This is a genomic window from Nocardioides ferulae (genome assembly GCF_003660455.1).
GTDB lineage: Bacteria > Actinomycetota > Actinomycetes > Propionibacteriales > Nocardioidaceae > Nocardioides > Nocardioides ferulae.
In genome coordinates, this window is the sequence record NZ_QZVR01000005.1 from 191,555 (window position 1) to 216,198 (window position 24,644).

At 73.6% G+C, this 24,644-nt stretch carries 22 protein-coding genes; 8 read left to right on the forward strand and 14 right to left on the reverse strand.

Going from position 1 to position 24,644, the window contains the following annotated elements; all coding sequences use genetic code 11:
• Positions 1 to 27 precede the first annotated feature (27 nt).
• Positions 28 to 591: a sugar O-acetyltransferase gene (locus D6B71_RS09165; RefSeq protein ID WP_121254233.1), complete on the forward strand. Its 564-nt coding sequence runs from the start codon at positions 28 to 30 to the stop codon at positions 589 to 591.
• Positions 592 to 615: 24 nt separating this feature from the next.
• Here the strand turns inward: D6B71_RS09165 and D6B71_RS09170 are convergent, their stop codons facing one another.
• The 4 genes from D6B71_RS09170 to D6B71_RS09185 form a co-directional block, all read right to left on the reverse strand.
• The gene (locus tag D6B71_RS09170; protein WP_121254235.1) at positions 616 to 1,185 is read right to left on the reverse strand and encodes a protein-L-isoaspartate O-methyltransferase family protein; all 570 of its coding nucleotides are present in this window, start codon (positions 1,183 to 1,185) and stop codon (positions 616 to 618) included.
• A gap of 189 nt (positions 1,186 to 1,374) precedes the next feature.
• Positions 1,375 to 2,163, reverse strand: a complete 789-nt coding sequence (locus tag D6B71_RS09175) for an anti-sigma factor (RefSeq protein WP_121254237.1) — start codon at positions 2,161 to 2,163, stop codon at positions 1,375 to 1,377.
• A complete protein-coding gene (gene sigK / locus D6B71_RS09180) occupies positions 2,160 to 2,759 on the reverse strand; it encodes an ECF RNA polymerase sigma factor SigK (RefSeq protein WP_121254239.1) in 600 nt (199 codons plus the stop codon). The genes D6B71_RS09175 and sigK overlap by 4 nt, the downstream gene beginning before the upstream one ends.
• 36 nt (positions 2,760 to 2,795) lie before the next feature.
• Positions 2,796 to 3,470: a fasciclin domain-containing protein gene (locus D6B71_RS09185; protein WP_121254241.1), complete on the reverse strand. Its 675-nt coding sequence runs from the start codon at positions 3,468 to 3,470 to the stop codon at positions 2,796 to 2,798.
• Between the two features lie 411 nt (positions 3,471 to 3,881).
• On the opposite strand from D6B71_RS09185, the gene D6B71_RS09190 reads away from it, so the two are divergent.
• Positions 3,882 to 8,633, forward strand: coding sequence for a DUF7507 domain-containing protein (locus tag D6B71_RS09190; RefSeq protein WP_164519589.1), 4,752 nt, complete (start codon positions 3,882 to 3,884; stop codon positions 8,631 to 8,633).
• Between the two features lie 106 nt (positions 8,634 to 8,739).
• On the opposite strand, the gene D6B71_RS09195 is transcribed toward D6B71_RS09190, so the two are convergent.
• Positions 8,740 to 10,356 (reverse strand): molybdopterin-dependent oxidoreductase, encoded by a 1,617-nt coding sequence (locus tag D6B71_RS09195; RefSeq protein ID WP_121254245.1) that lies wholly within the window; start codon positions 10,354 to 10,356, stop codon positions 8,740 to 8,742.
• 55 nt (positions 10,357 to 10,411) lie between these two features.
• On the opposite strand from D6B71_RS09195, the gene D6B71_RS09200 reads away from it, so the two are divergent.
• The 5 genes from D6B71_RS09200 to D6B71_RS09220 all read left to right on the forward strand — a co-directional run bounded on the left by D6B71_RS09200 (position 10,412) and on the right by D6B71_RS09220 (position 17,733).
• On the forward strand, positions 10,412 to 11,188 hold the full coding sequence (locus D6B71_RS09200; protein ID WP_121254247.1) for an enoyl-CoA hydratase-related protein: 777 nt from the start codon (positions 10,412 to 10,414) through the stop codon (positions 11,186 to 11,188).
• A 294-nt stretch (positions 11,189 to 11,482) separates the two neighbouring features.
• The gene (locus tag D6B71_RS09205) at positions 11,483 to 13,675 is read left to right on the forward strand and encodes a HelD family protein (RefSeq protein WP_121254249.1); all 2,193 of its coding nucleotides are present in this window, start codon (positions 11,483 to 11,485) and stop codon (positions 13,673 to 13,675) included.
• Between the two features lie 66 nt (positions 13,676 to 13,741).
• On the forward strand, positions 13,742 to 15,715 hold the full coding sequence (locus D6B71_RS09210) for an anthranilate synthase family protein (RefSeq protein WP_121254251.1): 1,974 nt from the start codon (positions 13,742 to 13,744) through the stop codon (positions 15,713 to 15,715).
• Between the two features lie 171 nt (positions 15,716 to 15,886).
• On the forward strand, positions 15,887 to 16,477 hold the full coding sequence (locus D6B71_RS09215; RefSeq protein ID WP_121254455.1) for an anthranilate synthase component II: 591 nt from the start codon (positions 15,887 to 15,889) through the stop codon (positions 16,475 to 16,477).
• A complete protein-coding gene (locus D6B71_RS09220) occupies positions 16,474 to 17,733 on the forward strand; it encodes an anthranilate synthase component I family protein (RefSeq protein ID WP_240641232.1) in 1,260 nt (419 codons plus the stop codon). Before D6B71_RS09215 ends, D6B71_RS09220 begins: the two co-directional genes overlap by 4 nt.
• A 14-nt stretch (positions 17,734 to 17,747) precedes the next feature.
• Here the strand turns inward: D6B71_RS09220 and D6B71_RS09225 are convergent, their stop codons facing one another.
• From D6B71_RS09225 to D6B71_RS09260, 8 genes are all read right to left on the reverse strand, one after another.
• The gene (locus tag D6B71_RS09225) at positions 17,748 to 18,041 is read right to left on the reverse strand and encodes a hypothetical protein (protein WP_121254252.1); all 294 of its coding nucleotides are present in this window, start codon (positions 18,039 to 18,041) and stop codon (positions 17,748 to 17,750) included.
• A gap of 187 nt (positions 18,042 to 18,228) precedes the next feature.
• A complete protein-coding gene (locus D6B71_RS09230; protein ID WP_121254254.1) occupies positions 18,229 to 18,810 on the reverse strand; it encodes a hypothetical protein in 582 nt (193 codons plus the stop codon).
• On the reverse strand, positions 18,807 to 20,288 hold the full coding sequence (locus D6B71_RS09235) for a HAMP domain-containing sensor histidine kinase (RefSeq protein WP_240641233.1): 1,482 nt from the start codon (positions 20,286 to 20,288) through the stop codon (positions 18,807 to 18,809). The genes D6B71_RS09230 and D6B71_RS09235 overlap by 4 nt, the downstream gene beginning before the upstream one ends.
• Positions 20,289 to 20,398: 110 nt before the next feature.
• Positions 20,399 to 21,091, reverse strand: a complete 693-nt coding sequence (locus D6B71_RS09240) for a response regulator transcription factor (protein ID WP_164519590.1) — start codon at positions 21,089 to 21,091, stop codon at positions 20,399 to 20,401.
• A 61-nt stretch (positions 21,092 to 21,152) separates the two neighbouring features.
• Positions 21,153 to 22,010: a fructosamine kinase family protein gene (locus tag D6B71_RS09245; RefSeq protein WP_121254258.1), complete on the reverse strand. Its 858-nt coding sequence runs from the start codon at positions 22,008 to 22,010 to the stop codon at positions 21,153 to 21,155.
• Entirely contained in the window at positions 22,007 to 22,534 is a 528-nt protein-coding gene (locus D6B71_RS09250; RefSeq protein ID WP_121254260.1) for a low molecular weight protein-tyrosine-phosphatase, read from the reverse strand. Before D6B71_RS09250 ends, D6B71_RS09245 begins: the two co-directional genes overlap by 4 nt.
• Positions 22,535 to 22,545: 11 nt before the next feature.
• Positions 22,546 to 22,935, reverse strand: a complete 390-nt coding sequence (locus tag D6B71_RS09255) for a phage holin family protein (RefSeq protein WP_121254262.1) — start codon at positions 22,933 to 22,935, stop codon at positions 22,546 to 22,548.
• Positions 22,936 to 22,996: 61 nt separating this feature from the next.
• The gene (locus D6B71_RS09260; protein WP_121254264.1) at positions 22,997 to 23,482 is read right to left on the reverse strand and encodes a hypothetical protein; all 486 of its coding nucleotides are present in this window, start codon (positions 23,480 to 23,482) and stop codon (positions 22,997 to 22,999) included.
• Positions 23,483 to 23,598: 116 nt separating this feature from the next.
• Here D6B71_RS09260 and D6B71_RS09265 point away from each other — a divergent pair, with 116 nt between their 5' ends.
• Complete coding sequence (locus D6B71_RS09265) at positions 23,599 to 24,153, forward strand: VanZ family protein (RefSeq protein WP_126688222.1); 555 nt, start codon at positions 23,599 to 23,601, stop codon at positions 24,151 to 24,153.
• Between the two features lie 4 nt (positions 24,154 to 24,157).
• On the opposite strand, the gene D6B71_RS09270 is transcribed toward D6B71_RS09265, so the two are convergent.
• A complete protein-coding gene (locus D6B71_RS09270) occupies positions 24,158 to 24,610 on the reverse strand; it encodes a hypothetical protein (protein WP_121254268.1) in 453 nt (150 codons plus the stop codon).
• Positions 24,611 to 24,644 lie beyond the last annotated feature (34 nt).

The following is a 24,644-nucleotide window of genomic DNA, read 5'->3' on the forward strand; positions in this document are numbered from 1 at the left end:
GACCGTGCCCGGCCTACGGTGGGGGCCATGACCGAGGAACGCACCATGCGCGAGCGGATGCTCGCCGGCGAGCCCTACCTCGCCGACGACCCCGAGCTCTCCGCCGACTCCCAGCGGGCGCAACGGCTGACCCACCGGATCAACAGCTGCGACCCCACCGACGGCGAGACGCTGCGGGCGCTGTTCACCGAACTGCTGGGCGAGTACGCCGAGGGGGCCGAGATCCGTCCGCCGTTCCGGTGCGACTACGGCTACCAGACCCGGTTCGGGCCGCGCTCGTTCGCGAACTTCGGGCTGACCGTGCTCGACGTGGCCACGGTGACGATCGGCGCCGACGTGCAGATCGCCACCCACGTGCAGCTGCTGACCGCCACCCACCCGCTGGAGCCGGGCCCCCGGCGCGACAAGTGGGAGGCGGCGGAGCCGATCGTGATCGGTGACAACGTGTGGCTCGGTGGCGGCGTCGTGGTCGGGCCGGGCGTCACGATCGGCGAGAACACCGTGGTCGGCGCCGGTGCGGTGGTCGTGCGCGACCTGCCCGCCGACGTGGTCGCATTCGGCGTACCGGCCCGGGTGGTTCGAGAGCTCTGAGCCGACCAGCCGGCCCGGCGTGGTTCACAGCAGCGGCACGAACCGGTAGGCGCCGTGCTCGGTCACCTCGGGCTCGGCGCCGGCGCGGGCCCGCACGAGCAGCATCCGCCCCTGCACCGGGATCACCATCCGCCCCTCGGGGGTGAGCTGGTCCACCAGCGGCTGCGGCAGCGAGCGCGCCTCCGCCGAGACGAGCACCCGGTCGTACGGCGCGTCGGCCGGCCAGCCGAGCACCTCCGGATCGGCCTGCTCGATGCGCGCCCAGGGCAGCTCCAAGGCGCCGAGGTTGGTGCGGCCGATCGACACCAGATCGGGCACCAGCTCGACGCCGACCACCGACCCTTGGTCGCCGACGAGCTGCGCGAGCAGCGCGGTGCTCCAGCCGGAGCCGGACCCGACGTCGAGGACCCGTTGCCCGGGCCGCACGTCGAGCAGCCGGAGCATGTTCTCGACCGTGCGCGGCTGGGAGTTGGTCTGCCCCCAGCCGATCTGGATCGGCCCGTCGTACGCCGCCCGCCGGCGCGCGGCACGCGGCAGGAACCGGGACCGTGGGGTGGCTGCGAACGCGGCGGCCACCCGGTCGGTGGTGTCCACGGGGTCAGTCAAACACGACCACCGAGTCGGCTGGGAGGCTGCTGAACAACTGCTCGTCGCGAGCGTCGCGATGCGCGTGCGATGGCCAGGCGCCGGAGGGAAGGCAGGCTGGGCGCCTGTCGACCGACGGCAACGCAGCCAGTGTGCGTGCAGCGCGGCGCGCAGCAGAGCGTGATGTTCAGCAGGCTCCTATGCCTCGTCGAACGGGAACAGCGCCACCGGCTCCGACGTCGGCTCCTCCGACCCGCCGGCCGGCTCGACGGTGATGCCGGCGGCCAGGGCGGTGGCGGGGTCACCCTCGAGCATCAGCGAGTGCTCCCCGGCCTCCATCAGCCCGGCGGGCACCATGCCGACCTCCTCGTGGTCGAGCCACAGCTCGTAGACCTTGCCCTCGGGTGGCGGGGGCATGTCCTCGGTGAGCAGCACGGCCTTGTTCATCGACTCCGAGCGCACCAGCGTCGCCTTCGCGCCGTCGGGGAAGGTCTGCTCGTAGCGCTCGGCGTCCTCGGCCTCGAGCACCTGCTGCATCGGCGAGGCCACGATCTCCTGGCCGGGCTCGTCGTCCCACGGCTGCCACACGGTGACCCCGCCACCCACCAGGGCGACGGCGGCAGCGGCGGCGACCAGTCCGGTCACCAGGCGCCGGGAACGGCGGCGGATCGGCACCACGGTGTCGGCCGGCTCCGGGGCGCGGCTGCCGGCCGGCACCTCGGGCGGCAGCGGCCGCACGGTCGCGATCTCAGCCAGCACCCGATCACGGAGGGCGGGCGGGGGCGAGATCGGGGCGATCTCCGGCAGCAGTGCCGAGGCCTCGCGCAGGCTGTCGACCTCCCAGCGGCAGGCCTCGCAGCCGGCCAGGTGGTGCTCGAACTCCGCGCGCTCGGCGTCGTCGAGGGCGTCGACGGCGTACGCGCCGGACAGGGCGTGGATGTCGCCACTGCTCGGGCCACCGTGGCGTCCACCGGGCGTGGTGGTCATGCTCCGACTCCCATCGTGTCGCGCAGCCGGATGAGTCCGTCTCGGATGCGGGTCTTGGCGGTGCCGACCGGCAGTTCCAGCATGGTCGCCACCTCCGTGTGTGTGTAACCCCCGAAGTAGGCCAGCTCCAGCGCCTCGCGCTGGACCGGCGTCAGGCTCCCGAGCGCGGTGCGGACGCGGTGGGCCTCGAGCGAGGCGTGCGCGGCCTCCGCAGTCGCGTCGTGTGGCACCGGCTCGCTCTCGCGGTGGTACGTCGCGTCGCGGCGCGTCGCCGCCTCCGCCGACCGCACCCGGTCGACGGCCTTGCGATGCACGATCGTCATCATCCACGCCAGCGGGCTGCCCCGCTGCGGGTCGAACCGGCTCGCGGTCCGCCAGATCTCGAGGAACGCCTCCTGGGCGACCTCCTCGGCCTGAGCGGGGTCGCGCACGACTCGCGTCGCGAGCCCGAGGGCCCGCGCCGCGGTCGCGTCGTACAGCTGGGCGAAGGCCGCCTGGTCACCGCGCGCCGCGCGGCGGAGCAGGTCGGTGAGGTCGGGCGCCGCCGGCGACCCCGGGGAGGGGTCGCCGGCGGGCACGGGCCGGAGATGTTCCACGTCGTGATCCTTGCGCAGCCGGGGATTCGCCAAACGTCAGGGCATCAGCACGGTGTCGACGACGTAGACCGTGGCGTTGGCGGTGGGCACGTTGCCGCAGATCACGGCCGCCTCCTCGTCACCGACGGTGAACTCCTCGCCGGAGCCCATCACCTCGATCATGTCGCCGTTCAGGGTCTCGTGCTCGCCGGCGATCTCGTCGGGGCCGAGCTGACCGGCCACCACGTGGTGGGTGAGGATCGAGGTCAGCAGGTCCTTGTCGGCCAGCACCGCCTTGAGGTCCTTGGCCGGGATCTTCGCGAACGCGTCGTCGGTGGGGGCGAAGACCGTGAGGCCCTCGGCGTCGTTGAGGGTGTCGACCAGGCCGGCCTCGCCGACGGCGGTGACCAGCGTGGTCAGCAGCGGGTTGTTGCTGGCGGCGGTGGCGACCGGGTCGGCGACCATGCCGTCGAAGGAGCCGGCGCCGTCGGTGGGCACCGCGGCGCAGCCGGGGCCGAAGACCTGCGAGGCGGCGGAGGCCTCGTCCATCTCGGTGTCGGAGCCCATGCTCTCGTCCTCGGTCATCTCGTCGGTCATCTCGGTGGTCTCGCTGGCCGGGGCGTCGGCGGCGGCGGTGTCGCCGCCGTTCTCCTCGCTGCAGGCAGCGAGGCCGAGGGAGAGCGAGAGGGCGGCTGCGGCCACGCCGGTGCGGCGCAGGGTCTGGAGCTTCATCGGTTCGGGCCTTCCGTCGGTGGAGGTGTCGAGAGGTCTTCGGCACCGATCCGCCGGCGGATTGGTCGGGCGCGGCTGTTCCTGATGTCACAGGAGTGGAGGCCTCTCGGTGACCGCTCGTTACCGCGGTGAGGGACTGGCGTTACTGCGGCGCGCCTACGTTCCCAGCAACAGCAGTGACGCCACTGCCGGCGCCGAGCCAGGTCCAGGGCCCGGGTCCAGAACAAGGCCCTTCGCCGACGTGGGGTCACCGAAGCGACGAACCCACATGCCTCCTGGCGAGGGGCATCCGGTTGGGGGCCGGTCACCATGACGCAGCGAACGAGCACGCCCATCTTCCCTGCCCTCTTCCGGGGCTCGAGGCGAAGCCGGCCGCACCGCAGAGCGCGGTCGCGGCCCGGTCGCGGGCGGGTGGTCCCACTGCTGGTGCCGTTGGCGCTGGTGGTGGCGGTGCTCGGCGTGCTGCCGGCCCCGTCCGCCGCGGCGCGCACCACCCCCAAGCCGCCGCCTACGGTGCCCAGTTTCGTGTGCGCCGACAACACCGTCTACAGCGTCGACGGGGACTCCGGTGAGATCACCCGTCTGAACCCGACGACAGGTGCTACGAGCGCCAACGGGGACCTTGGGTACTTCGCGGATGGTCGCTACAACGCCCTGGCGCTGCCGTCCGGCGGAGGGCCCTACGCATACGCGTTCGACCGCTACTACAACAAGGTCCTCCGCTACGCAGCCGGCTCCAACGACGTCGACTACTTCCCCGGCTCCGCCGATGGCAAGAACCGCGACGTGATCGCCGGCGCGATCAACCCTGCCAACGGCATCTACTACTACGCCGCCAACGGCAGCCCGTGGACCCTCTACGCGTTCGACCCCGGCACCCAGACCGCGGTCGGCAAGGTCGGCACGATGGCCGGCTCATCGGGCAACGGCGACTTCGCCTTCGACGCGGTCGGCAACCTCTACGTCGTCAGCAACCCCTCGACGAACGACGGCGACAACGCCGGCACCCTGACCCGGTTCAACGACGTTCCCGACGATGCCGGGTCGGGCTCGCTCACCGGCACCGTCCTGACCGACGACCTGCCGGCGAACTCCGGCGCCTACGCCGCGATGGCCTTCGACGGCACCGGTGAGCTGATCATCGGAACCGGGTCCGGCAAGGTGCTGCGGGTCGATCCGTCCAGCGGCGAGCTCCTCGCCACGAAGTCCGTGGGGCTGAAGCTGCACGACATGGCCTCCTGCTCGGCCCCCAGCACCGCCGCGGTCCGCGTCGACCTGCCCCAGGGCCGCTACGACACCGGTGACCAGTTCACGGTCAAGATCACCGGCAACGGCGTTACCACCGGCAACACCGGCACCACCGCCGGCACCGACACCGGCCTGCAGGAGCAGCCGGCCGAGGTCGGCGGCCCGGTCGTCGTGCTGCCCGGCCAGACCTACACGCTCACCCAGACCGCGGCCAACGGCGCCGACCTCGCCGACTACGACACCACGTGGAAGTGCACGGAGTCGAACGGCAGCCCGTTCGCCAACGGCACCGGCAGCAGTGGGGCATTCATGGTCCCGCCCGGCTCCGGCAAGACCGTGGTGTGCACGTTCACCAACCTCCCGGTCCGGGCCTCGCTGACGCTCGACAAGGTGGCCGGCGCGATCGCCGACACCAACGGCAGCGGCCGGCCCGACGCCGGCGACAGGATCAGCTACACGTTCAAGGTCACCAACACCGGCAACGTGAAGCTCACGAGCCTGGCGGTGAGCGACACCAAGGTCGGGCCGGTGACCTGCCCGGTCACCCAGCTCGCCGCCGGCGCGTCCACCACCTGCACCGCCGCGGCGTACACCCTCACCCAGGCCGACGTGGACGCCGGCAAGGTCGTCAACACCGCCACCGCCACCGCGAAGGACCCCAAGGACCGTCCGGTGACCGGCACCGACACCGAGACCAAGCCGGTGCCCCAGCTGCCCGCGATCGAGCTGGTGAAGACCGGCGCGCTCAAGCCGGGCGGCACGGTGGTCGGCTACACCTTCACGATCACCAACACCGGCAACGTCACGCTCAACCCGGTGAACCTGGTCGATCCCAAGGTCGGCCCGGTCACCTGCCCTACTGCGGCGCTGGCGCCACAGTCCCCGCCGCGCGAGTGCACGGCCGACTACACGGTCACGCAAGCCGACCTCAACGCCGGCAAGGTCGACAACACCGCGACCGTCACGGGCACGAAGCCCGGCGGCGGCACCGTCACCGACGCCGACTCCGAGACCGTGCCGCTGAACGGCAGCCCGGGCATCGGCCTGGTCAAGACCTCCTCTGCGGTCACCGACACCGACGGCAACGGCACCGACGCCGGTGACAAGATCACCTACACGCTGACGGTGACCAACACCGGCACCCAGTCGCTGACCGGCGTCACCGTCACCGACCCGCTGCTCGGCGGGCCCCAGGCCGGCTGCGCCGCCGCGACGCTCGAGCCCGGGCAGTCCGAGCAGTGCCAGGCGACCTACACGTTGACCCAGGCTGACCTGGACGCCGGCACCGTCGCGAACACCGCAACCGCGGCAGGAACGCCGCCGAGCGGACCCGGCGTGACCGACACCGACTCGACGACCACCCCGCTGCCCAGCTCGCCCGCGATCAAGCTGACCAAGACCGCCGGTGCGATCGTCGACGGCGATGGCAACGGCCCCCACGCCGGGGACACGATCACCTACTCGTTCAAGGTCACCAACACCGGCAACGTCACGCTGAACCCGGTCACGGTGTCCGACCCCAAGGTCGGGGCGGTCACCTGCGGCACCGGTGCGCTGGTCCCAGGCGACAGCCGCAACTGCACCGACAAGTCCTACGCCCTGACCCAAGCCGACGTGGACGCCGGCGTCGTCGCCAACACCGCGACCGCGACCGGCACGCCGCCGGTCGGGCCGGACGTGACCGACGACGACTCGACCACCACGACGGTGACCGGCGTGGCGGCGATCAAGCTGGTGAAGTTCGCCGGCAGCGTCATCGACCTCAACGGCAACGGCATCGACGACGGCGACCAGCTCGTCTACTCGTTCAAGGTCAGCAACACCGGCGCGGTGACGCTGACCAACGTCACGGTCACCGACCCCAAGCTCGGCGTGGTCACCTGCTCGAGCGCCCCGCTGGCTCCGGGCCAATCGCGCGACTGCGACCCGCTGACCTACAGCCTCACCCAGGCCGACGTCGACGCGGGCGAGGTGGAGAACACCGCGGCGGTCACCGGCACCACGCCGACCGGCGGGACCGTCACCGACGAGGACGAGCTGCTCGTGGACCTGCCGGAGGTGCCGGCACGGATCCAGCTGGTCAAGAGCGCCGGCGAGGTCACCGACCTCGACGGCAACGGCGCCGACGCCGGTGACACGATCACCTACTCGTTCACCGTGACCAACACCGGCAACACGGTGCTCACCGACATCGAGGTGAGCGACCCCAAGGTCGGCGAGGTCACCTGCCCCGACGACGAGCTGGCGCCGGACGAGTCGATGCAGTGCGACGACGCCGACTACACGCTCACCGCCGCCGACATCGCCGCCGAAGAGGTCTCGAACACCGCGACGGTCACCGGCACCACGCCCGATGACGACACGGTCACCGACGAGGACTCGACACTGACCCCGATCGTGGCCACCGTGGCCGACATCAAGGTCAAGAAGACCGTCGATGACGCCACGCCGCAGGTGGGCGGCACGCTCACCTACACGCTCACCGTGACGAACAACGGCCCCGGCGTCGCCGACGACGTCGTGGTCACCGACGCGCTTCCCAGCGGTGTCACGTTCGTCTCCGCGGAGGCGCCGTGCACCAAGACCGGTACGACGGTGCGCTGCGAGCTCGGCGCGCTGGCCGCGGACGAGTCGGTGGCGCTGAAGATCAAGGTCACCGTCGACCCGCTGCCCACGCTGGGTACCGACCACCAGCACTGGGTCGATGTCCAGAAGACCGAGGTGCACGTTGACGTGCTGCCCGGCCAGCAGGCCGTCGGCACGGTGGCCTGCCAGCCCGGCTACCTGGTCTCCGACGGCTCCGGCCGCGTCGACCACGTCGACCAGGGCACCGGCACGCTCGCCGACGTCGTGATGACCGAGAACCGTGCGACCAACGGCAACGGCTGGCGCGCCACCTTCGAGAGCTCGGCCACCGGCCGCGCCCAGGCCAAGGTGTTCGCGGTCTGCCTGAAGCAGACGACCGAGGAGGTGGGCGGGCACACCCACGACCTGGTCCTCCCGGCCGCGGCCGTCACCGAGACCGCGCCGCTGCCGATCGGTCGCACCGACCTGACCCTGACCTGCGCCGCCGGCCAGGTGCCGGTCCGGCCAAGCTGGCTGCTCGACGGGCCGGCGCGGGTGCTCACGACGTACCCCTCCGGTGCCACCGGCTGGACCTTCGGGGTCGTCAACGCCGGTGGGGCGACCACGGGCACGTTCTCGATCGGCTGCCTCGACGTCCGGCTCACCACGGCCTCCGGGCACACCCACTCGCTGGCCCTGGACGAGGTCCGGCAGACGGTGACCGTGCCGGCCGGCCAGGTCGGGGAGTACACCCTGACCTGCGCGAACGACGCCAAGGGCATCGTCGGCGGCCACGACCTCGACCCGGGTCTGGTGCCGCTCGGCAACGACCCGCGGCCCGTGGTGCGCGTGTTCAAGCTGTTCAACCCGACGGCGCAGCCGCTCGACGCCCGCCTCTACCTGCGGTGCCTCGGCACCCGGACCGAGAAGGGCGCCGACCCGGGCGGCAAGATCGTCAACACCGCGTCGGTGACCACCGCCACCGCGGAGTCGTCGACGGCCAACAACAGCGACAGCGTGTCGGTGCAGGTCGAACCCACCGTCGCCGCCGTGGCGCCTCAGGTCGAGGTGCACAAGGCCGCGGTCACCGCCAAGGTGCGCTGCGGCGCGGGCGGGGTCTGCAAGGGCAAGGCGTCGCTGCTGGCCGCGTCCACCACCAAGGTGAACGGCACCGTCGTCAAGAAGGGCGCGGTGCTGGCCAAGACGGCGTACAAGATCAAGGGCGGCAAGAAGGTCGTGCTGCGACTGAAGGCCACCAAGATCGGCCGCAAGGCGCTGGGTCGCGACGGCGTGCACAAGGCCAAGCTGCGCATCGGCGACCGCACCTGGGTGGTGCGGATCAAGCGCTGATCGCCCGGGCCCCCGCCCGCATGTAACGCGGTGTCCGGGTAGCTACCGCGGTGTCACGACACCGCACCAGCTACCTGGACACCGCGTTACAGCTCGGCGCGGCGGGTCACTCGACGTCGACCAGCAGCTCCTGGATGCCGCTGGCGCCGGCGGGGAACGGCTCGGCCCGGACCGCGGTCTGCACCTCCCCGTCGCCGCTGACCGCCCGGACGGCCAGGGAGTGGCGGCCAGGCTCGGCGGTCCACGGCAGGTACCACTGGCGCCAGTAATCGTTGCCGACGTCGGGGCCCAGCCGGGCCGGCTGCCACGCGCCGCCGTCGATGCGGACCTCGACGGCCGCCACCCCACCGCGCTGCTGGGCCCAGGCCACGCCGCCGATCAGCCGGCGACCCGCGGGCACGGTCTCCAGCGCCCGTGGGGTGTCGATCCGGCTGGAGATTTTGATCGGCGCGTCGGTCACCCAGCCCCGGTCGGTCCAGTACGCCGAGTCGTCGGCGTAGGTGGTCAGGGTCATCCGGGTGATCCACTTGCAGGCACTGATGAACCCGTAGAGCCCGGGCACGACCATCCGCGCCGGGAACCCGTGCTCACGCGGCAGCCCCTCGCCGTTCATGCCGACCGCGATCATCGCGTCGCGGCCGTCGGTGGCGAGGTCGAGCGGGGTGCTGATCGTCATCCCGTCGACGTCGGTGGAGAGGATCTGGTCGGCACGGTCGCCCACCCCGGCCCGCTCGAGCAGCGCCACCAGCGGCACGCCGAGCCACCGCGCGCCCCCGACGTACTCACCGCCCACGCTGTTCGAGACGCACGCGAGCGTGATGTCGCGCTCCACCAGCGGCATCGCCAGCAGGTCGTCGAAGGTGAAGGTGACCTCACGCTCGACGTCGCCGTCGATGGTGAGCGTCCAGGAGTCCGGGTCGATGACGGGCACGCTCAGCCGGGTGTCGACCCGGTAGAACTCCCCCTCCGGCGTGCGCAGCGGGGTCACGCCGGGCACCCGCTCCTCCAGCCCCCTCGGGAAGGACCCGGCCCCGTCGGCGGGCGCCGGCAGGGCGACATCCACGCCCCTGCTGCGGTACGCCGTGACCCAGCGGCCCGCGGCCCCGGTCGCGGCGGCGAACGCGGCGACGCCGGCGGCGAGGAGCACGCTGCGCCGACCGGGCGCGACCCGGGCGGCGGACCGATCCCCCTCGGTGCCGGTGGCGGTGCCGGTATCGGCGGGTGGCAGCAGCAGCCGCAGCGCGGCGACCCCGGCCACCATCGCGACCAGACCGGGCACAGAGTCGGCCGGCCCCGCGCCGGGTCGGGTCACCGCGGCGGCCGTGGCCACCCCGACCAGCCCCACCAGGAGCCCGGTGCCGAGCGCGAGGTGGCGCCGCGCCACCACGCCCGCCACGCCCGCCAGGAGGAGCGTGCCGGCCAGCACCGAGCCCACCAGCACCGGCTTGTCGGCGGAGCCCAGCTCCGCCACCGCCCACTCCTTGACCGGGGTCGGCGTCAGGTCGATCACCGTCGAGCCCACCGCCAGCACCGGCGAGGCCGCCGGCTGCGACAGGGCCGCGGCCAGATGGCCCGCCCCCGCACCGGCCAGCGCGGCCAGCACCCCCGCCCCGAACGCGGCGAACGCGCCCGGCCGGGTCGAGCCCGGCGCCGGGACCGGCTTCCGGTCGCGTCCTCGCCCTCGCTCGGTGGGCACGGCGCGGTCCGGCGATGGGCTGTCCATGCGGTGGATTCGGACCCAGCGACGATCCGGATGGGCGGTGCGGCAGGATGCGCCCATGGCCGAGACCCCCACCCCCGACAGCGCCCCCGCCGAGCTGGTCCACTACGACGTGGCCGACGCGGTCGCCACGATCACGCTCGACTCGCCGCACAACAAGAACGCGCTGTCCCGGCAGCTGGTCACCGAGCTCTTCGAGCGGCTCGAGCGGGCCGCCGCCGACCCCGAGGTGCGGGTCGTGCTGCTCGCCTCCGCCGACCGGGTCTTCTGCTCCGGCGCGGACCTCTCCGAGGCCGCCACCGTCAGCATGGAGGAGGGCACCCGCCGCATCGTCGAGCTGCAGCGGCTGATCGTCTCCCTCGACAAGCCCGTCGTCGTCTGCGTGCGCGGAGCCGCCCGCGCCGGCGGCATCGGGGTCGTCGCCGCCGCCGACATCGCGATGGTCGCCGACGACGCCACCTTCGCGCTCACCGAGGTCAAGCTCGGCCTCGCCGCCGCCACGATCTCGCTCACCGTGCTGCACCGGATGAACCCCCGCGCCGCCTCCCTGACCACCCTCGGCGGCGAGGTCTTCACCGGCCGTGACGCCGCGGCGTACGGCCTGGTCACCGCCGCGGTCCCCGCCGACGACCTGGACGCCGAGGTGGCCCGGGTCTGCGCCTCGCTCGCCACCGGCGCACCGCAGGGGCTGCGCGAGTCCAAGCGGCTGCTCAACCGCGACCTGCTCGCCCGCATCGACGCCCTCGGCGAGGAGATGGCCGAGGTCAGCACCCGGCTGTTCGGCTCCGACGAGGCCCGCGAGGCGATGCTGGCCTTCCTCACCCGGAAGAAGTAGACCCCCGGCCTGCGGCCGGACGGGCAGGGAACTCGCTGGCGCTCGCCGCGCCAGCGTGTCTCGGGTGAGCGTGGGGCGCCGAGGGGTCACTGATTCCCGCGTTCGCGCGGCGTGTCGGGGAACGATCGACCCCTCGATCGACTCTCGGTCGACGCCTCGACCGGCGAGCACCGGTGCCGCGACGCGGACGCCGGAACCCGCGCGAGAAAGCAACGTCTGCGCGGGTAGGCTTGTCCACTCGCCGGATCCAGGCTGTGGGCCGGTGACTCAGCCGAGGTGCGAGGGGATCAAGGCGTGACCGACCCGTTGGTCGAGGCAGAGATCGGCCGCGAACAGGAGTTCGTGGACCAGGTCTACCGCCAGCTCGAGAAGTCCACGACGGCCGCCCGCCAGCTGGCCCGCGAGGGGCACGAGCGCGGTCGGCTCGGGCATGAGGGCGGCCTCGTCGAACGCGACGCGATGGTCTTCCAGGCCGCCCGCCGCATCGCCCAGCTCGACGCCGCCCACGAGGGCCTCGTCTTCGGCCGGCTCGACCTGCGCCCCGACGTCGACGAGGAGCCCCGCTACATCGGCCGCATCGGCCTGCGCGACGAGAACCGCGACTCCATGCTGGTCGACTGGCGGGCCCCCGCCGCGGCGGTGTTCTACCAGGCCACCGCCGCCGAGCCCCACAATGTCGTACGCCGCCGGGTGCTGCGCTGCTCCGGCCCCACGGTGACCGGCGTCGAGGACGAGCTGCTCGACGCCGACGCCGAGACCGACCTGCCCATCGTCGGCGAGGGCGCGCTGATGGCGCAGCTCTCCCGTGCCCGCGACCGCTCGATGCACTCGATCGTCGCGACCATCCAGGCCGAGCAGGACAAGGCGATCCGGGCGCCCGGCAAGGGCGTGGTCACGATCTCCGGCGGCCCCGGCACCGGCAAGACCGTCGTCGCGCTGCACCGCGCGGCGTACCTCCTCTACACCGACCGGCGCCGCTACGAGAGCGGCGGCGTGCTGATCGTCGGCCCCAGCGGCGTGTTCATGCGCTACATCGAGCGGGTGCTGCCGAGCCTGGGCGAGACCGCGGTCGCGCTGCGCTCGCTCGGCGAGGTGGTCGACGGGGTCCGGGCGACCCGGCACGACGAGCCGGCCGTCGCCGACGTCAAGGGCGCGGAGCGGATGGCCGAGGTGCTCCGCCGGGCCGCACGACAGCAGGCCCCGGGCAGCCCGCGCGAGTTCCGGGTCTTCTGGCGCGACGACGTGGTGGTGCTCGACCGCGGCACGCTGGGCCGGCTGCGCCGCCAGCTGATGTCGCAGGGCCGACGCAACCGTCAGCTGCCGCGCGTGGCCCGCACCCTGCTCGACGCCATGTGGCGCCAGGTCCGCGGCGAGCGCGGCCGCGAGCGTGGGCGCGAGGCGTTCGACGAGGAGCTGCTGTCCAACCAGCAGTTCGTGGACTTCGCGGCCGCCTGGTGGCCACCGCTCGACGCGGCCACGGTGCTGTCGTGGCTGCGCGATCCCGAGTTCCTGGCCCGCGTGGGCGAGGGGTTGCTCAGCGCCGAGGAGCAGCGGCTGCTGATCAAGTCGTGGGGCGGCGACCGCACCGACTCCCGATCGCTCTCGGTCGAGGACGTCGCGCTGCTCGACGAGCTGCGCTACGCGCTCGGCGACGTTCCGCAGCGCACCGACGACGAGCGTGACCTCGACGAGACCGGGCTGCTCGAGGGCGGGGTCGACCTGCACGAGCTGACCACCGCCGCCGACCGCGAGTACGCCCCCAGTAGCCGCGCGTGGGCACCACCCACGAACCGCATCGAGGACGACCCGTTCGCGCACGTGCTCGTCGACGAGGCCCAGGACCTCACCCCGATGCAGTGGCGGATGGTCGGCCGCCGCGGCCGCACCGCCTCGTGGACCATCGTCGGCGACCCCGCCCAGTCGTCGTGGCCGGTGCCCGCCGAGGCGGCCACCGCCCGCGCGGCCGCGCTCGAGGGCAAGCCGGTGCACGAGTTCCACCTGTCCACCAACTACCGCAACTCCGCGGAGATCTACGAGTACGCCGCGGCGTACGCCGAGCGCGTCGGCCTCGACGCCGACCTCCCCACCGCGGTCCGCTCGACCGGGGTGGCGCCGCGGGTCGTCGAGGGGGTCGCCGACCTCGAGGCGGCCACCCGCGAGGCGGTCGTGGCGGTGGCCGCCGAGGTGTCCGGCACCGTCGGCATCGTGGTGCCGGTGGCTCGCCGCTCCGAGGTGAACGCCTGGCTGGCGTCGTGGCCCGAGCTGGCCGCCGACGCCCCGGGGGCACGGGCCGCGGTCGACTCGTCGGTGCCGCCCTCGGGCGAGGACCGGGTCGTGGTGCTCACCGGGCTCGACACCAAGGGCCTGGAGTTCGACGGCATCGTGGTGGTGCGCCCGCAGGAGATCGAGGACGAGTCGGCCACCGGCCGGGCAACTCTCTACGTGGTGCTCACCCGGGCCACGCAGCTGCTGACGACCGTCTCCTGACGGTTGCGCCCGCCCGGGCGCTGATATCCCGTCGGGGGCGGCGCGTCGCCCCTCTAGAGTTCGACCATGACTGCCACGACCGATGCCCGGACCGCGATCGAGGCGCTCCAGGGGCACGAGGCGTGGGCGATCATCCGGCGCTCCACCCGGGCGGGCGACCGCGACACCGTCGGCATGGTCGGCGGGCGGCGCAGCGTCGTGGAGTCGCTGCTCGACGTGCCGCTCGAGCAGGGGGCGCCGCAGGACGGGCACATCGCCGACCGGCTGCTCGCCGTACCCTTCCGGCAGGTGCGCGAGCGCGGCTTCCAGGCGCACGACGACGGCACCCCGCTGGTGGTGGTCGACGTCGAGACCGAGCTGGAGTTCTCGGTCGCCGAGGTGATCGAGGCGATCGACGAGGCCGAGGTCGGCTTCGTCGACCGCGGCGGCTTCGACACCGACGACGAGGACTACGCGAAGCTCGTCGAGGCGATCATCCGCGACGAGATCGGCCAGGGCGAGGGCGCGAACCTGGTCGTCGGCCGGCACTACCGCGCGCAGGTCGCCGACTGGGGTGCCGACAAGGCGCTCGCGGTGTTCCGGCGGCTGCTCGAGCGCGAGCGCGGGGCCTACTGGACGTTCCTGTTCTTCACCGGCGACCGCTACCTGATCGGGGCGAGCCCCGAGCGGCACGTCTCCATCTTCGGCGGCGACGTCCGGATGAACCCGATCAGCGGCACCTTCCGCATCCCGGGCGAGGGCGACACCAAGGCGCAGCTGATGGACTTCCTCGCCGACGAGAAGGAGATCTACGAGCTCTTCATGGTCGTCGACGAAGAGCTGAAGATGATGTGCGACATCTGCACCGAGGGCGGCCAGGTGCTCGGTCCTTTCCTCAAGCCGATGAGCCGGCTGGTGCACACCGAGTACCTCCTCGCCGGCCGCACCACCCGCGACCCGCGCGAGGTGCTGCGCGACACGATGTACGCCGCGACCGTCACGGGCTCGCCGGTCGAGAACGCCTGCCGGTTGATCAAGGAGTACGAGGCGGAGGGCCGCGGCTACTACGGCGCGGCGCTGGCGATCCTCGGCCGGGACCCCCAGGGCGGTCCGGTCGTCGACAGCCCGATCGTGATCCGCACCGCCGACGTCGACCTCGACGGCAACCTCAAGGTCACCGCGGGGGCGACGCTGGTGCGCGACTCCGACCCCGCCTACGAGGTGGCCGAGACGCACGCGAAGGCCGGCGGCATCCTGAGCGCCTTCGGCCTGGTGCCGGCGGCGCCGGTGCCGGCCATCAACGTCGCCGAGCTGGTGCTCGACGAGGACGTGATGCTCTCGCTGAACGCCCGCAACCGCCGGCTGTCGTCGTTCTGGCTCACCGACCAGGGCGGGTCGGCGCCCGACCCGCGGCTGGCCGGCAAGCGGGTGGTGATCCTCGACGGCGAGGACGACTTCGTGAAGATGCTGCGCCACGTGCTGCGGGTGCTGGGCATGACCAGCGAGGTGGTGCGCCACGAGGACATCCCCGACGGCCTCGACGGCTGGTTCGACCCGTGGGACCTCGTGATCGTGGGCCCGGGCCCGGGCGATCCGCGCGACGACGCCGACCCGAAGATGGCGCGGCTGCGGGCCGCTGTCGCCGCGCTCCTGGAGCAGCGCAAGCCGTTCCTGGCGGTGTGCCTGGGCCATCAGGCGCTGTGCCACCAGCTCGGCATCCCGCTGGCCTACAAGGACATCGTCTTCCAGGGCACCCAGTCGCCGGTGTCGCTCGCCGGCCGCACCGAGCGGGTGGGCTTTTACAACACCTTCGTGGGGCGGGTCTCGGCAGGCTCGACCGCCGGCGAGGGCTCGACCGCCGGCGAGGGCGCGACCACCGGCGAGGGTGCGGCCGGTGAACTGCCACCCGGCGTCGCCGTCGAGGCGGACCCCGAGAGCGGCGACGTCCACGCGGTGCGGGGGCCGCACTACCGGGGCATCCAGTTCCACGCCGAGTCGATCCTCACCGAGCACGGCTACGACCTGCTGCACGATCTGGCCCGAGAGCTCCTGTTTTCGTAGGACGCGTTATCGTTGGAGTGCGGGCCCCGGTGGAGATCCCCCCAGATCTACCGGGGCCCGTCTGCACGCCCACTCGACGCCCTCGGCCACCTGCGACGTCATGCGTTCCGGTCGCCCGGGCGCCCAGGTCGTACGACGTCCCCGGCCACCCCAGCCGATAGCGTGCTCCTCGTGCCGCCCCCGGACGTCGTGGTCGTCGACCATCACGACTCCTACACGCAGAACCTGGTGCACCTGGTCGCCCAGGTGACCGGCCGGCTGCCGGCGGTGGTGCAGCACGACGAGGTCGACGCGGGCGAGGTGCTGGCGCACTCCCACGTGGTGCTCTCGCCCGGGCCCGGCCGGCCCGACGACCCGCGCGACTTCTCGGTGGGGCGCGAGGTGCTGCGGGCCGGCACCCGCCCGGTGCTGGGCGTCTGCCTGGGCATGCAGGGGCTGGTCACGGCGTACGGCGGGCGGGTCGGCCGGGTGCCGCCGGCCCACGGCGAGGTGGCCGAGGTCGAGCACGACGGCCGCGGCGTGTTCGCCGGGCTGCCGCGGGGCCTCCGGGTGGTGCGCTACCACTCGCTGGCGGCGCTGGAGGTGCCCGACGAGCTCGAGGTGAGCGCCACCTGCGCCGGCGCCGACGGCCGGCCGGTCGTGATGGGCGTGCGGCACCGCACCCTGCCTCTGGAGGGCGTGCAGTTCCACCCCGAGTCGGTGCTCACCGAGCTGGGGGCCGCCCTGGTCGGCAACTTCCTCGCCGAGCGGGTGCCGGCGTGAGCCCGCTGCACCGGGTCGACGACCCGGCCCGGCTGCTGCCGGAGGTCGCGGCGGCGTCGCCGCGCTGCTTCTGGCTCGACGGCGGCGGCGCCCGCGACTGGTCTGGACGTCGGTCGCTGGTGGGCTGGCTGGAGCCGGAGGACGTCTCACTCACCTACGACGCCGCCCGGCGCGAGGTCAGCAGGCACGCCGGCGGCCGGGCCGAGGTGGTCGGCGACGACGTGTTCGCCGCGCTCGAGGCCGAGCTGGCCGCGGGCGGCTCCCGCGACCAGTGGTTCGGCTACCTCGGGTACGCCGCCCGGCCGGACCTGCCGGCACGCACCGGGCCCGGCGACGTCCCCGACGCGGTGTGGATGCGCCCCTCGCAGCTGCGGCTCTTCGACCACCCGCCGTCGGAGCTCGGCGCTGCGCCGAGCCACCCGGCCGGGCCCGCCGAGGCTGCGCCGGCGGCGTACCGGCGCGCGTTCGACGCGGTGCAGGAGCAGCTGCATGCGGGCAACACCTACGAGGTGAACCTGACCTACCGTCTCGACACGGTCAGCGACCTCGACCCGGTCGCCGCCTACCTGCGGCTGCGCGCGCTCAACCCCGCGCCGTACGCCGGGTTCCTCCAGCACGACGTGCCGGGTGCGCGCGGCTGGCTGCTCAGCTCCTCACCCGAGCGCTACGCGGTGATCGGCGCCGACCGCGCCTTGGAGACGCGGCCGATCAAGGGCACCACGCCCCGCGGCGCGACGGCGGACGAGGACGCCGTGCTGCGGCAGCGGCTGGCCACCGAGGCGAAGTTCCGCAGCGAGAACCTGATGATCGTCGACCTGCTGCGCAACGACCTGTCGGCGGTCTGCGAGCCGGGCTCGGTGGAGGTGCCGGCGCTGATGGCGGTGGAGTCCTACCCGGCGGTGCACCAGCTGGTGTCGACGGTGCGGGGGCGGCTGCGGCCGGAGGTGACCACGGTCGGCGCGCTGCGGGCGCTGTTCCCCGCCGGGTCGATGACCGGCGCCCCGAAGCTGCGCACCATGCAGATCATCGAGCAGGTCGAGGACTCCCCGCGCGGGGCCTACTCGGGCGCGTTCGGCTGGCTGGCCGCCGACGGCCGGGCCGACCTGGGCGTGGTCATCCGGAGCCTGACCACCACCGGCGACGGCCGCTACCGGCTCGGCACCGGCGGCGGGATCACGGTGCGCTCGGACGTCGCCGACGAGCACGCGGAGTCGCGCTGGAAGGCGGAGCGGCTGCTGCGGGTGTTCGACGCCTGACGCCGCCCGCCGGCTCAGACGGGTTCGCGGGTCCGGGAGGCGACGACCAGGAACGCGACGGCGGAGTCCAGCGAGGCCAGTCGCGGACGGTCGGCCGGCTCGATGGGGACGTGGGTGTGCTCGACCAGCGCCTGCACGAACCGTTCGAAGGCCTGCTCGTCGAGGCCGAACGCCGGCCAGATGGGGTCGTCGGTCTCGATGGTGTCGAGGTCGGCGGTGGGGGCCACGTACTCGATCGCGTCCTCGACCTCGTGGCGTGCGGTCTCGGGCGAGAGCGGGTGGCGGGTCCCCGCGTACGTGGTGGTCATGGGTGTCTCCTTCTCCGGTGGTGCGCACCCAGTGTTCGCCCGCACCCCGGCGCGGCGGGAGGGACCAAGGTCACCGATCGCGGGACCCGGCGGTCCGCGTGGCGTCTCGACCCGGCAGCCCCTCTTCAACGCGCCGGGTCTCGACAGGCTCGACCACCGGGGCCGGGAACCAGTGACGGCTCGGCGATCACTCCACGCCGGCGTCGGCGGCGTGCGCGGAGAGCTGTTCGAGCACCAGCCGGGTCGCCCGCACCAGCGCGCCGGCGTCGTAGGGGTAGAGGTCGACCGCGTTGACGGTCTGGATCAGGTCGCCGTTCTCGACGAACCCGGTGACCAGGGCCGCCTTCCTGGTCGTGTTGACCACCAGCCGGGCGGCGTCGGCGCCGGGCACCGACGGGCGGGTGACCCGGCCCCCGACGCTGCCGTCCGGGCCGTCGCCCAGCGTCGCCCAGGCGGCGTCCAGACCGCCGTCGAAGAGCAGGTACGACGCGTCGAACGTCGCGTCGCCCTCGCGCACCGGCAGCAGGGCGCAGCGCACGACCCCCGGCTCGGTGCTCTCGGTGTTCTCGGTGCCGGCACCGGTGTCCTTGCGCAGCTGCTGGCCGAGCACCCCGGAGACCTCGCGCGCCGATAGTCCGTCGCACGGGTTCCACGGGTCGGCCGCCTCCGGCACCTCGCCGGGCTCGTCGTCGCCGGAGCAGCCGGCGAGCCCCCCGGACAGCCCGAGGCAGAGTGCGATGGCCGCCGCCCGGGTCGCGGTCCGGCTCATCGGCGGCCGTCCAAGGTCCTGGCGCCGGCGGGCGTGGGAGCGGCCGTCGTGGGTGTCGTCGTCGGCACGGGGTCGGGGCTGCCCGGCAGCGTCAGCACCACGCGGGCGCCGCCGGCGGGGGAGCGGTCCACGTGCACCGTGCCGGCGTGCCGGTCGGCCGCCCGGCGCACGATCGAGAGGCCGAGCCCGGACCCGGGCATCGTGCGCGACTCCTCCGAGCGCCAGAACCGCTCGAAGACGTGCGGCACGTCCTCGGGGGCGATGCCCGGGCCCTCGTCGTCGACGGTCAGCGCGCCGCCCTCCAGTCGCACCGTGACCGTGCCGCCCGGTGGGCTCCACTTCGCGGCGTTGTCGAGCAGGTTGGTGACGGCGCGCTCCAGGGTGCCGCTCTCGCCCACCACCCACCACGGGGCGGTGGTGACGTCGAAGGTGACGCCGGGCGCCCTGCGCCGCACCCGGGCGACTGCCTGCTCCACGATCTCGGGCAGCTCGACCGGCTCGACGACGTGGGTGGTCTCGTCGCGGGCCAGCTCGACCAGGTCGCCGACGAGCGTCGAGAGCTCCTCGATCTGGGCGCGGACGTCGTCGAGCAGCTCGGCCCGGGCCTGGGGCGGCAGCCCGCCCCGACCGTCTCCGGCGTCGGCGAGCGCGTCGGCCTGCGCCAGCAGCTCGAGGTTGGTGCGCAGCGAGGTCAGCGGGGTGCGCAGCTCGTGGCCGGCGTCGGCGACCAGGCGCCGCTGCCGGTCGCGGCTGGCCGCCACGGTGGCCAGCATCTGGTTGAACGCGGCGGCGAGCCGGGCGATCTCGTCGTCGCCCTCGACCGCCAGCGGCCGGAGGTCCTCGGTGCGGGCCCGCTTCTCGACCGCCGCGGTGAGCCGTCGCACCGGCCGCAGGCCGCCTTGGGCCACGCCCCAGCCGGCGATGCCGGCGGCGACCACGCCGGCGAGCCCGAACACCAGCGTGACCACGCCGAGCTTGGTCAGCACCCGCTCCTGGGTGTCGAGGGACTGGCCCAGCACCAGTGCCACCGGGGCACCCTCGCTGGTCTCCGAAGGCACCGCCACGACCCGGTAGGTGTTGCCCTCCGCGGTGACCGTGCGGATGCTCGACCGGCGGTCGCGGCGGGCCACGTCGAGCTCGGGCTGGCCGAGCGGCAGCCGGTCGCCCTGGTCGGGCTGCCAGGCCACCCCGTTGCCGTAGCCGTTGACGTAGACGAACGCGATCTTGATGTCGGCGGCGCCGAGCACCGACGCCGGCACCACTCCCTTGGTGGTGAGCTGCTCCAGCGCGGTGGAGCTGGCCGCCTCGTGGGCGCGCTCGCGCAGCGACTCGTCGAGCGTCGACTGCAGCTGCATCCGCACGGTCACGTAGGCGCCCAGCGAGACCACGGCCACCGAGACCCCGACCGCCATCATCGTCAAGAGGATCACCCGGCTGGCCAGCGAGCGCCGGTAGTGCCACCGCTCGTGGGCGGCCACGGGCGGTCCCGGAGGCGACGCCGGGCCTGACGTCGGGGGTGACGCAGGGGGTGACGCAGGCGGCGGCGCCGGCGGGCCGGCGCCGGCGGGGTCCGCGGCGGCCATCGCCGTCACTGCTCCTTCAACACGTAGCCCACGCCGCGCACCGTGTGGATCAGCCGCGACTCGCCCTCGGCCTCGGTCTTGCGCCGCAGGTAGCCGACGTAGACCTCCAGCGAGTTGGCGGTGGTGGGGAAGTCGTAGCCCCACACCTCCTCCAGGATGAACGCCCGCTCCAGCACCCGGCGCGGCCGGCGCAGGAACATCTCGAGCAGCGTGAACTCGGTGCGGGTCAGCTCGATGAGACGCCCGCCGCGCACCACCTCGCGCGACGCGAGGTTCATGGTGAGGTCGGAGAACGCCAGCACCTCGCTCTCGCCGTCGGCGGGGGCCACCCGCCGCAGCAGCGCCCGCAGCCTGGCCAGCAGCTCCTGCAGCGCGAACGGCTTGGTGAGGTAGTCGTCGGCGCCGGCGTCGAGGCCCTCGACCCGGTCGCCGACGGCGTCGCGGGCGGTCAGCACCAGGATCGGCACCTCGTGGCCGGCGGCGCGCAGCGCCTTGGTGGTGTCGATGCCGTCGAGGCGCGGCATCATCACGTCCATCACGACCACGTCGGGGGCGGCGACGCCGATGCCGGCCAGGGCCTCCGCGCCGTCGGTGGCCAGGCTGACGTCGTAGCCGTTGAACTCCAGCGAGCGACGCAGGGACTCCCGGACCGACTGGTCGTCGTCGACGACGAGCACACGCGGTTTCGGGGCAGGCACGCTCCCACTCTGCCACCGGTGCCTGAGGCGAGGCTGAAAGCCGGCGGCACGGCGGCGAGGGTCAGAGGTACTTCGCCGCTACGGCGGCGGCCCGCGCGCCGTAGCCGCCACCGAACAGGCAGGCGTGCACGAGCAGCGGGTGCACCTGGTGCAGCGGCACGCGGTCCTCCCAGCCCTCGGCGAGCGGCGAGACCTCGGCGTACCCCTCGAGCACCCGCGGCAGGTGCGGCAGCCCGAAGAGCGCGAGCATCGCGAGGTCGGTCTCGCGGTGGCCGCCGTGCGCGGCGGGGTCGATCACCCAGACCTCGCCGTCGGAGCCCCAGAGCACATTGCCGTTCCACAGGTCGCCGTGCAGTCGCGCCGGCCCCTCCTCGGGCACCAGGGCGGCCAGCCGGCCGACCAGCGCCTCGACGGTGCGGGCCTCGCCGTCGGTGACCTGGCCGCGGTCGCGGGCCAGCTTGAGGTAGGGCAGCACCCGGCGGACGGCGTAGAACTCCGCCCACGTCGGCGCCGGCCGGTTCGGCAGCGGGAGTCGGGCGATGAAGCCGTCGCGGTCCAGGCCGTACGTCGGGGCGCCGGCGGCGTGGGTGGTCGCCAGTGCCCGGCCGAACGCAGTGGCCGCGTCGGTGCCGCCCCGGCCGGGCTCGACCCAGCGCAGGATCAGGCATTCGGCGTCGGTGGCCAGCACCTCCGGCACCCGGACCCCTCCGGCCTCGGCCAGCCATCTCAGGCCCCGCGCCTCGGCGGCGAACAGGTCGGGCGGAGCGTGCGGCAGGGTCTTCATCAGGGCGGTGCGGCCGTCGGAGAGGCGAAGCTTGGTGGCCGTGGCGACGTCGCCGCCGGCCACGGGCGCCGTGGACACGACCGCGGCGCCGAGCAGCTCCTCGGCACGGCGGGCGACCAGCGGCTGGCGGGTCACGAGAGGTCCCACCACCGGGGCACGCGCTGCTGGAGGGCAGCGACGATCGCGGCGGACGTGCGCTCCACCATCGTCAGCACCTCCTCGAAGCCGGCGCCCCCACCGTAGTACGGGTCCGGAACCTCGCTCCCGGGACCGACGGGGTCGAAGTCGCGGAAGAGCCGCACGCGGTGCTGGGTGTCGGCGGTGGCGTGCAGCTGCACGTCGGCGAGGTTCTGACGGTCCATGGCCAGCAGCAGGTCGAACTCCTCGAGCCAGCCGCCGGCCAGCTGCTGCGCGCGGTGCCGGGTCGCGTCGTACCCCGCGGCGGTCAGGGTGGCGGCCGCGCGGTCGTCCATCGGCCGGCCGACGTGCCAGCCGCCGGTGCCGCAGCTGGCGACCCGGACCCGGTCGGCGAGGCCGGCCTCGCCGACGCGGTGCTCGAGCACCACGTCGGCCATCGGGGAGCGACAGATGTTGCCCAGGCAGACCAGCGCGATGCGGTAGCCGTCGCCGTGACGCGGCTCGGGGAGCTCGGGGAGCATCGGCGCCGCGCTCAGTCGTCCGAGCCGATCAGCCCGTCGACGGCCCAGGTGACGATCGTGACCACGATCGCGCCGCCGACCGCCGGCCAGAACCCGTCGACCCGGAAGCCGAGGTCGAGCAGGTCGGCGAACCAGGCGGTCAGCTTGAGCATCGCGGCATTGATGACCAGCAGGAACAGGCCCAGCGTCAGCACGATCAACGGCAGCGAGAGCAGCTGCAGGACCGGCTTCACGAGCGCGGTGACCGTGCCCAGGATCAACGCCACGACCAGCAGCGGGACGATCTTCTCCTCGAGCTCGGCCTGCCCGGAGACGGGGCCGCGGAAGCGGATGCCGTCGATCATCCAGGCCGCCACCGCCAGGGCGATCGCGTTGGTCACCAACCAGGTCAGGAAGCGCATGCCGCCATCCTCCCAGCCCGGACGAGTCGCCGGCCCCCGGTCGCTCGCCGGTCGCGCCGGATCAGCCCTTCGGGCAGCCCATCGGGAGCCGGAAGGTGGTCTTCTCGCCACCCTCGTCGGGCTCACTGACCGTCACCACGGCTCGGCGGTAGGTCCGCACCTTCTCGTCCGCGCAGAAGGTGCGCTTGCTGAACCGGACCGTCGCGGACCGCTTGGCCGGTGGCGGGCAGCTGGCGCAGTCGCTGATGTAGCGACCGGTCGCGGACGCCCGCCGCGAGCCCCAGTCGCTCCAGTCGAGCCGCTTGAGATAGGGGCCGGACGAGGCGGTCAGGAAGATCCGCTTCGGCGCCACCTTCTGCTGATAGAACATGTCGAAGTAGACGGTCTTCACCCCCGCCCGCTCCCCGGCAGTCTCGGGCGCCGCGACGGGCGCCGCCTCCGGAGTGGCCGCTGCCGTGCCGACGCCGGCGAGACCGACGGAACCGAACAGGGTCACGAGGCCGAGCAGGCCGATGGTCGGGACGCGGCGACTGGAGTGGACGGTCATCCCGGGACAGTAGGTGGCCCAGCGCCGCCGCCGACCGGGTTCGGGCGCACCCTGGGGTCGGGTAGCCCACCCCGGTGCCCGACCGGCCCACCACCCCCGCCGGTACCTTTCCGTGCGTGGTCCCGGTGGGTGGCGTGGGAGTGATGCTGGCGGGCGCCGTGGTGTCGGCGCTCGTGCTCGCCCTGCTCGCGCTCGGGCTGCAGCGGCGGGTCGGCTGGGTCGCCGCCTGGGCCGGGTGCGGGCTGGTGTGGTCGCTGGTCGTGGTGGCGCTCGTGACGCTGGTGCCCGCGAACGGCGCCCCCGGCATCGTCCCCGCCGAGGGCCGTCTGGAGACCTGCTCGTGGGACATCGGCGGCCCCGCCCCGGACGGCTTCTGGATCTTCGAGAGCGGCCAGCGGCTGCTGAACACGGTGCTGTTCGTGCCGTCCGGGGCGCTGCTCGTGGTGGCGGCCACCCGGTGGCGCGCCGGATGGGTGCTGGTGCCGCTCGGCCTGGCCGGGCTCGCGGCGTACTCCGCGCTGATCGAGCTCACCCAGCTCGAGTTGGCCCGCCTGGACCGGGCCTGCGACGTCACCGACGTCGTCGACAACGTCACCGGGGCCGTGCTGGGGGTGCTCGTCGGGCTGGTGGTCGCGCTGGTGCTGCGGCCGTGGCGCTACCGGAGACGGTGACGGCTCAGCCGCGCCGCCATCGACGCCATCGACCCAGCCGCCCGGGCCGGCCCTGCTCGGCGGCCGGCGGCTCGAGGCTGGACCGGCCGAGCGTGAAGTCGTCCCAGGCGTCGAGGTAGGCCCGCGACTGCGGACCCAGCAGTCGGGCGACCAGCGCCGGGTCCGCCCGCCCCGACGACAGCGCGCTCGCCACCTGTTCGAGCAGGCCGGTGGCCACCGCCGACCGCACGGGCTCGGGGCCGCTGACCAGGTGCTGCTCCACGACCTCGAACACCCGCTGCCGGGCGGGATCGCCCAGGGTCGGCAGGCACGCGACGATCGCGGCACCGGCACGACCCGGCCACAGCCCCGGCAGCTCGGCGTCCGGCCGCGGGTCGTCCCCGGCGGCCACCATCTGGGTGCCCAGCTCGGGAGCAGCGGCGAGCAGCGCGGCCGCGAAGTCGTGCATCGCCTCCACCGGGCGCCGCCCTCCTCGGTCCGATCGCAGTGGC

Coding starts and splice junctions, on each gene's coding strand:
- D6B71_RS09165 (WP_121254233.1), top strand. CDS start 28: ATGACCGAGGAACGCACCATGCGCGAGCGGATGCTCGCCGGCGAGCCC.
- D6B71_RS09175 (WP_121254237.1), bottom strand. CDS start 2,163: ATGACCACCACGCCCGGTGGACGCCACGGTGGCCCGAGCAGTGGCGAC.
- D6B71_RS09185 (WP_121254241.1), bottom strand. CDS start 3,470: ATGAAGCTCCAGACCCTGCGCCGCACCGGCGTGGCCGCAGCCGCCCTC.
- D6B71_RS09195 (WP_121254245.1), bottom strand. CDS start 10,356: ATGGACAGCCCATCGCCGGACCGCGCCGTGCCCACCGAGCGAGGGCGA.
- D6B71_RS09200 (WP_121254247.1), top strand. CDS start 10,412: ATGGCCGAGACCCCCACCCCCGACAGCGCCCCCGCCGAGCTGGTCCAC.
- D6B71_RS09210 (WP_121254251.1), top strand. CDS start 13,742: ATGACTGCCACGACCGATGCCCGGACCGCGATCGAGGCGCTCCAGGGG.
- D6B71_RS09225 (WP_121254252.1), bottom strand. CDS start 18,041: ATGACCACCACGTACGCGGGGACCCGCCACCCGCTCTCGCCCGAGACC.
- D6B71_RS09230 (WP_121254254.1), bottom strand. CDS start 18,810: ATGAGCCGGACCGCGACCCGGGCGGCGGCCATCGCACTCTGCCTCGGG.
- D6B71_RS09250 (WP_121254260.1), bottom strand. CDS start 22,534: ATGCTCCCCGAGCTCCCCGAGCCGCGTCACGGCGACGGCTACCGCATC.
- D6B71_RS09255 (WP_121254262.1), bottom strand. CDS start 22,935: ATGCGCTTCCTGACCTGGTTGGTGACCAACGCGATCGCCCTGGCGGTG.
- D6B71_RS09260 (WP_121254264.1), bottom strand. CDS start 23,482: ATGACCGTCCACTCCAGTCGCCGCGTCCCGACCATCGGCCTGCTCGGC.